Genomic DNA, 7,290 nt, shown 5'->3' on the forward strand with positions numbered 1-7,290 from the left:
GCGACAAGCCGCCACTGCCATTTCAGCCGGATGCCACCCGCTCCTGGTCGGTGTGCGCGACGCCGAAGATCCGGCGGAACGAATCCTCGCCATAGGCGGTGGGTTCGGGCTTGCCGGGGGTCAACCGGAATGTCCGTGCCCCATCCGAACGTCGCTCGGCCCGCAGGAACAAGTCAGCGGGATCTTGTCGCGCGTACAGACTGTGGGCGAGGTCGTAGAGGTGGGTCACGAAAAACACTCGCACCCCGCTCTCGACCATCGCCTGCGCGACGCCTCGCGCGATTTCCGATCCCTCGGGCTCATTGGTCGAGGCGAAGGATTCATTGCACAACAGCAACGACGTCGGTCCGATGTACTCGACGATTCCGCTCATCCGGGCAAGCTCTTCGTCGAGCTTGCCGTGCAGCAGGGTGTCGTCCTCGTTCCGCTTGAAATGTGTGAAGACGCCGTCTCGGACGTTGGCACTAAACGCTTCTGCGGTGACGAACATGCCGGCTTGCATCATCGCCTGGGCGGCTCCGACACTGCGCAGGAACGTCGACTTACCGCCCTCGTTGGCGCCGGTGATGACGATCAATGTCTTGCCGTCGGCCTCGACGTCGTTGCCGGTGACCGTCTTGCTGGTGGTCAGACACAGCCCGACGTCGCGCAGATCGCGACATTCAAACCTCGGCGTCCCTATCTCGGTGGGTACCGGAAAGCAGGTCGGCACTTGATGTTTGGTCAGTTCGTCACGCAAATTCACGCACCCGAGGTAGAACCCCAGTTCGGTCCGCAGCCGTTCGAAGAAATTTTGGATATGCTCCGCCACTTGGGTGACGGTGTTGGCGGCGTCGTTGATGGCGTAGCCAGCCAGCTTGGTGAGAGCCTGCGCACCGATCAGGTCGTCGGCGTCGACCACGAACCCTCTTCCGTCGCTGTGGTTTCCGGTCAGCCGCGCCCACCAATCGCGTCGGGGTGGTTGGTGAAGGACGTGGCGTTCGGCCCTGTTGCCGAGTCCGAGTCCGGCGCTGAGCAGCACACCGCGCGGGAGGTGCAGTTCGCGCAGGTACTCGTCAACCTGGGCCAAGTAATCGTCGGACAGCTGCTCGGTCAACGTCGTCAACAACTGCCGAAAAGCGGTCGAGCGGAACCGGTCGGCGTATTCACCGGCCAGGGCACTCAATTGCCTGAGCGTTTCGGTCAGCAGGTCCAGGATCCGTACCGAACGGCGCAGCAGGCCCACCGGATTGCCCGACGTGAGCCCACCTAGGAATACCTTGCGCCGTAGTTCAACCCCGTCGACGGCGGCTGCGAGGTCGTACATCTGTTGCACCACAGCGCGATTGGCCAGGCAGTCGGCCAACACCTGCTGGCGGTAGACGATCACATCGGGATCGGCTACGCCGAGCGGAACCACCTTTCTGGCGGTCTCGAGCAAAAAGGCGTCCCCGGCCGCCATGGCATCGTAGAGCCTGCCCAGTTCCAAATCGTCGTCGATGAAAGCGCTCAGCTGCCAAGGCAGCCGGGGCTTCAGGTCGAAGTCGCGTTCGGGATGTAGCAGCAGGACCTTCATCGGCTGATTCGTTGTCGCAGGACGTCGTAGTTGAGTCCGTACTTTTTGGCTAAGGCGGCGGCATAGGCGTTGCCGTCTGCGGGCCGGCGAGTGAATTTGAATGTCCGCCGGCTGGGATCATCAGCCGCCACCTCGCCGACCATGCTGACGCACGCCTGATCCACACTGGCCAGTTCGTCGAGGAAGGTGACATAGACAGCGATACAGCGCAGTTTGATGATCCGCTCGAAGATTTCGGTGCCGATCAAATGGGAATCGCTGACCGTCGTGGACGAGAAGCTCTCGTTCATGATGATGATGCTCGCGGCGGTGGCGCGGCACAGCACGTCATGGATTCGGACCAGCTCTTCTTCGAGCTTTCCCTGCAGCGTCGACAGAGTCTCCTGCCGCTCGAAGTGGGTGTAGATCCGATCGGGCAGCGTGAACCTGGCACGCTCGGCGGGTATCGGACAGCCTAGCGACGCGAGAAAGGCACATTGGCCGATAGTTCGGGCAAGTGTCGTCTTGCCGCCCTGATTGGGTCCTGTGACGACGAAGATCCTTTCCGGCCCCGTCAGACGAAAGTCATTGCCTACCAACGCGTCGGTCGATTTGATCGCCAGTGCCAGATCGAAGGCGCCGTCGGCGGAGAGGACCCCAGGTTCGCTGGTGACCTCGGGATAGCTGAAGTTCAGGCCCGCCTTGGTGAAGCGGCGGACGAAGGCCAAGTAGTACAAGTAGAAACGGATCTCGTGATCGAATCGGCGGATCGTGGGTTCGATGAAGCGCTGGTTTCGGCGACAGAATCCATCGAGCAGGGCAAAGGCGTCCGGGTAGAGATCGGCGACGCACTCAAGGATCTGGGCTTCGACGTGATCCATGTCCTTGCAATCTTCGAAGGGTACGCGGTAGTCCTTGCCTACCTCGGTCGCGAACCTCCCGAACGTCGCCGCGACTGCGTCACTGTAATCGGTTTGGTCGTCATACTTCTCGACGTGTACCCGCAGGTCCCGGATGTGCACGCGATAGCGAACCTTGCGCAGTTCGCTTTGCACGGCTTCGGTGTCGCCGGACAGCTTCCGGAAGGTGTCGCTTTCGACGTACTGGGCTACATGGTCGGCAAAATCACGTAGCCCACGGGAGGCCAACTCGACGCGAGCGAGCTCGTCGCGCAGCAGTGCCACAGTGTCGCAAAACGTTTGAATCGCATAGATAACCCAGCCTTGCCTCTGCAGCGGATGCCGCAGGTCCTTCGCCTGGTCAAGACGCAGCCGCATCGTTTGCATTCCGTCGACCAGTTTCAGGATCGGTTGACGGATTTCGCCGCATTCGAGATCGCGGAATACCCGGTGGCGGTGCTCGACGGTGGAAACCTCATGCAACGGCACGTAGAAGAACCGATCGACGCGATGTTCGGCATGCCCGGCGTTCACCGCAGCGATGATTTCGTCGAGATGCAGATCGGAAAAGCAATCGGGCGCCTCGTCGAGTTCCGTCGGTGCGCCGCCCTGCGGAAACAGGATGCTGGTAAAGGGCACTGTCCGTTGCTCCCGCCTCGGCAGAAGCCGTCAGCCGGTGCGGCGGTCGCGGCGGGCTTCGTCGCCTACGCGGATGCTACGCCCCGCCACCACCGCAGCGTCCAGCACCCGTCGCGGAAGTGCAGGACGGTGCCGCTCGCCGGTGCAATGTCGATGCGCCAGAACGACTTCGGCGCAGCGTCCAGCGCCGTCAGGATCGCCGCGCGGATCACCGCGGGGTGCGTAACGGCAACTGTCGGTATTACGTTCCGGTTCAACGATGCGAGCCAGCCGCCCACCCGATCGATCAGCTCGACGATCGACTCGCCGTCATGTGGCGCCTGAGCCGGGTCGGTCAGCCACGTCTTCAGGTCGGCGGCTGGGACACTCTGCAGCGTTTCTCCCCGCCACCGTCCGCAATCCAGGTCGGCCAGCATCGGCTCCGTCGTCGCGTGCAGACCCAGCAGGTCCGCGGTCTGCCGCGCTCGCAGCTCCGGCCCAGCGAGTTGCATTGCATCACTTGTGATTTCGATACCTCCCGCTTGCCGACGGCCGGTGTCGTTGAGCGGCTCGTCGGCCGGGAAACGCGCGGCGGCCATCGCATCGGTCATCGCGTGCGACACCAGCGTCAGCCGGAGCACCCCGGTCACGCCGCGATGCTCGATTCCCGTCCGCTCTCGGATCGCTCACCCAGCATTCGCCCGGCGAGCGTCGCGAAGACCACGCCGATGGTCACCCAGAGCAGGAGTTGGGTGGCCAGCGCGACCAACCTGAATTGGTAGAGAACGTCGGCGGGAAATCCCGGATAGATGATCGCGCCGGTGGCGTTGCGAAGCGGTCCGGGCGTCTCGTCCACCGTCGGCAGCAGCGCCAGCACGACGGAGGTCACGACGACGTACGCAGTGGCCGCGGCCAATCCCGCGTTCCAGGGGCCAAGCCGGGCCGCGAGCCGACGGGCCAACCACACCGCCGCGATCATCAGCACCACCGAGGTCAGCACGGCCACCAGATACCACCCGGTGCGGGCTCCGATCGTGTCCGACTGGCCGACCGCCGGCGGATTGGGCGGGTACTTCACGAACGGCACCAGGTAGACCGCGACGAACGCGGCAGCGGCCAGCCGCACCGAAAGCGACCGTGGCGCAATGCCCTTCGCGCGCCCATAGATCACACAGAACAGCACCGCGAAAAGTGCGCCCATGGCGACACCGAAAGCCAGCACCCCGAAGCCCAACCCGGCATTGGATTGCACGCCGCGGCTGAACAACTCGGCGCCGTGCTCGTGGACGCCGGTAGCGTCCTCGGCTTCGGTCCGGCCGTTCTCAAAAGCGATGGCGCGGCCGATTGCGGGCTCGGCGAACAGCCGGGCGAATACGAACGCCAGTACTGCTGCGAGTGCGCCCGCCAGGAGACCGCGTGCGATCAGCCGCTTCTCCACGCTGCTGCGGGGTTCCTTTTCAATGCGCTCAGTGGCAGGGGAATCCGAGCAGGTGCCGGGCGTCGTGCACGAACTCGTGCACGTGCGAGTCGCTGCCGAACAGTGACACCGCACCCTGGTCGATGCCGACGAAGTAGAGCACCAACAGCGCCAGGAAGGCGGTGGCCGCCAACCACAGCGCCGCACTTGCCTCAGAAAGGTCGGTCAGATCGACCGATCCGATCCTGGTGCCGGTTTTCTCAGTACTGGCCACTGTTGACTCCTTTGGGGATATCGCGTCCCGCCTCGGTGTTGGTGACGAGCCTCGGGTCTGACTTTCGACAGTGGCGCGACCGTTCTGGAGTTTCACCAGATTCCGATACCCGTCCAACAACATCCGTCAGTCTAGATGTAGCGAGCGGGCCGACCGAGGTTGGCCGACAAGTCACAAAAGCACCCGACGCGCCAGGGCGGCGTGCGGGTGCTTTTGCGTCTTGTCGCGCTAGTTACCGGCTGTGCGCACCGGCCTTGGCCAGATCCGTCTCGGACGGCGGCTTGCGGGTTCCGGTGAAGGTGAACACCGCGTCCTCGCCGGGCCCTTCGCCGTCCCAGTTGTCCACGTCGACCGTGACGATCTGTCCCGGCCCGACCTCCTCGAAGAGGATCTTCTCGGACAACTGGTCCTCGATCTCGCGCTGAATGGTGCGCCGCAGCGGACGCGCGCCCAGCACCGGGTCGAAGCCACGCTTGGCCAGCAACGACTTGGCCTTGTCGGTCAGCTCCATCGCCATGTCCTTGGTCTTCAACTGCTTGCCGACGCGCTCGATCATCAGGTCGACCATCTGGATGATCTCGTCGCGAGTCAACTGGTGGAAGACGATGATGTCGTCGATGCGGTTGAGGAACTCCGGGCGGAAGTGCTTCTTCAGCTCGTCATTGACCTTCTGCTTCATCCGCTCGTAGTCGTTGTCGCCACCACCCTTGGTGAAGCCCAGGCCGACCGGCTTGGAGATATCGGACGTACCCAGGTTGGACGTGAAGATCAGCACGGTGTTCTTGAAGTCCACCGTGCGGCCCTGCCCGTCGGTCAGCCGACCGTCCTCGAGAACCTGCAACAGGCTGTTGTAGATCTCCTGATGCGCCTTCTCGATCTCGTCGAACAGCACCACGCTGAACGGCTTGCGCCGCACCTTCTCGGTGAGCTGGCCGCCCTCCTCGTAGCCGACATATCCCGGCGGAGCACCGAACAGCCGCGACGCGGTGAACCGGTCGTGGAACTCGCCCATGTCGATCTGGATGAGCGCGTCGTCGTCGCCGAACAGGAAGTTCGCCAGCGCCTTGGACAACTCGGTCTTACCGACACCGGACGGGCCGGCGAAGATGAACGAGCCCGACGGCCGCTTGGGGTCTTTCAACCCGGCGCGGGTACGGCGGATGGCCTTGGAGACTGCCTTGACGGCATCCACCTGGCCGATGATCCGCTTGTGCAGCTCGTCTTCCATCCGCAGCAGACGGGTGGTCTCGGCCTCGGTCAGCTTGAACACCGGGATGCCGGTCCAGTTGCCCAGTACCTCGGCGATCTCGTTGTCGTCCACTTCGGCGACCACATCGAGATCGCCTGAACGCCATTGCTTTTCCCGTTCCGCACGCTGAGCGACCAGCTGCTTCTCCCGGTCGCGCAGGCTGGCGGCCTTCTCGAAGTCCTGCGCGTCGATCGCCGACTCCTTCTCCCGGCGCGCCTCGGCGATCTTCTCATCGAACTCGCGCAGGTCTGGCGGCGCGGTCATGCGGCGGATCCGCATCCGCGCCCCGGCCTCGTCGATCAGGTCGATCGCCTTGTCCGGCAGGAAGCGGTCGTTGATGTACCGGTCGGCCAGAGTGGCCGCGGCCACGATCGCGGAGTCGGTGATCGAAACCCGGTGGTGGGCTTCGTAGCGGTCCCGCAGGCCCTTGAGGATCTCGATGGTGTGCTCCACCGTCGGCTCCCCCACCTGCACCGGCTGGAAGCGGCGCTCCAGGGCGGCGTCCTTCTCGATGTACTTGCGGTACTCGTCGAGCGTGGTGGCGCCGATCGTCTGCAGCTCGCCGCGGGCCAGCTTGGGCTTGAGGATCGACGCGGCGTCGATCGCGCCCTCGGCGGCCCCGGCACCCACCAGGGTGTGCAGCTCGTCGATGAACAGGATGATGTCGCCGCGGGTGTTGATCTCCTTCAGCACCTTCTTCAGGCGTTCCTCGAAGTCACCGCGGTAGCGGCTGCCGGCGACCAGCGATCCCAGGTCCAGCGTGTAGAGCTGCTTGTCCTTGAGCGTCTCGGGAACCTCGCCGTGCACGATGGCCTGCGCCAGGCCTTCGACGACAGCGGTCTTGCCGACGCCGGGCTCGCCGATCAGCACCGGGTTGTTCTTGGTGCGCCGGGACAGCACCTGCATGACCCGCTCGATTTCCTTCTCGCGGCCGATGACCGGGTCGAGCTTGCCTTCCATCGCCGCCGCGGTGAGGTTGCGGCCGAACTGGTCGAGCACCAGCGACGTGGACGGGCTGCCGGACTCGCCGCCTCGCCCTCCGGTGCCGGCCTCCGCGGCCTCCTTGCCCTGGTAGCCACTCAGTAGCTGAATCACTTGCTGGCGAACACGAGTCAGCTCGGCGCCCAGCTTGACCAGCACCTGCGCCGCGACGCCCTCACCCTCGCGGATCAGGCCGAGCAGGATGTGCTCGGTGCCGATGTAGTTGTGGCCCAGCTGCAGTGCTTCGTCGAGCGCCTTCTCGAGGCACGCCGCGGCGCGCGGCGTGAACGGCGGTGCCCCGACCTCGGTCTCACCGAG

6 protein-coding genes are annotated in these 7,290 nt (G+C 64.4%); all 6 read right to left on the reverse strand.

Annotation, left to right across the window (positions count from 1 at the left end; genetic code table 11):
- Positions 1 to 22: 22 nt before the first annotated feature.
- Positions 23 to 1,555: a MutS-related protein gene (locus VML93_RS07280; RefSeq protein ID WP_325609142.1), complete on the reverse strand. Its 1,533-nt coding sequence runs from the start codon at positions 1,553 to 1,555 to the stop codon at positions 23 to 25.
- Positions 1,552 to 3,072: a MutS-related protein gene (locus VML93_RS07285; RefSeq protein ID WP_325609144.1), complete on the reverse strand. Its 1,521-nt coding sequence runs from the start codon at positions 3,070 to 3,072 to the stop codon at positions 1,552 to 1,554. The genes VML93_RS07280 and VML93_RS07285 overlap by 4 nt, the downstream gene beginning before the upstream one ends.
- A 65-nt stretch (positions 3,073 to 3,137) precedes the next feature.
- Positions 3,138 to 3,701, reverse strand: coding sequence for a histidine phosphatase family protein (locus tag VML93_RS07290; RefSeq protein ID WP_325609146.1), 564 nt, complete (start codon positions 3,699 to 3,701; stop codon positions 3,138 to 3,140).
- Positions 3,698 to 4,489 carry a CbtA family protein gene (locus VML93_RS07295; RefSeq protein WP_325609148.1) on the reverse strand — a complete coding sequence of 264 codons (792 nt, stop codon included), beginning with the start codon at positions 4,487 to 4,489 and terminating at the stop codon, positions 3,698 to 3,700. The genes VML93_RS07290 and VML93_RS07295 overlap by 4 nt, the downstream gene beginning before the upstream one ends.
- A 28-nt stretch (positions 4,490 to 4,517) precedes the next feature.
- Positions 4,518 to 4,742 (reverse strand): CbtB domain-containing protein, encoded by a 225-nt coding sequence (locus tag VML93_RS07300; protein ID WP_414686299.1) that lies wholly within the window; start codon positions 4,740 to 4,742, stop codon positions 4,518 to 4,520.
- 232 nt (positions 4,743 to 4,974) lie between these two features.
- Positions 4,975 to 7,290 (reverse strand): ATP-dependent protease ATP-binding subunit ClpC (gene clpC1, locus VML93_RS07305; protein WP_325609150.1); only part of this gene is annotated, 2,316 nt, incomplete at its 5' end.

It is taken from the genome of Mycobacterium sp. (assembly GCF_035499775.1).
GTDB lineage: Bacteria > Actinomycetota > Actinomycetes > Mycobacteriales > Mycobacteriaceae > Mycobacterium.

What these genes read in the sequence shown, in the direction of transcription:
- VML93_RS07280 (WP_325609142.1), bottom strand. Translation starts at nt 1,555, where the DNA reads ATGAAGGTCCTGCTGCTACATCCCGAACGCGACTTCGACCTGAAGCCC.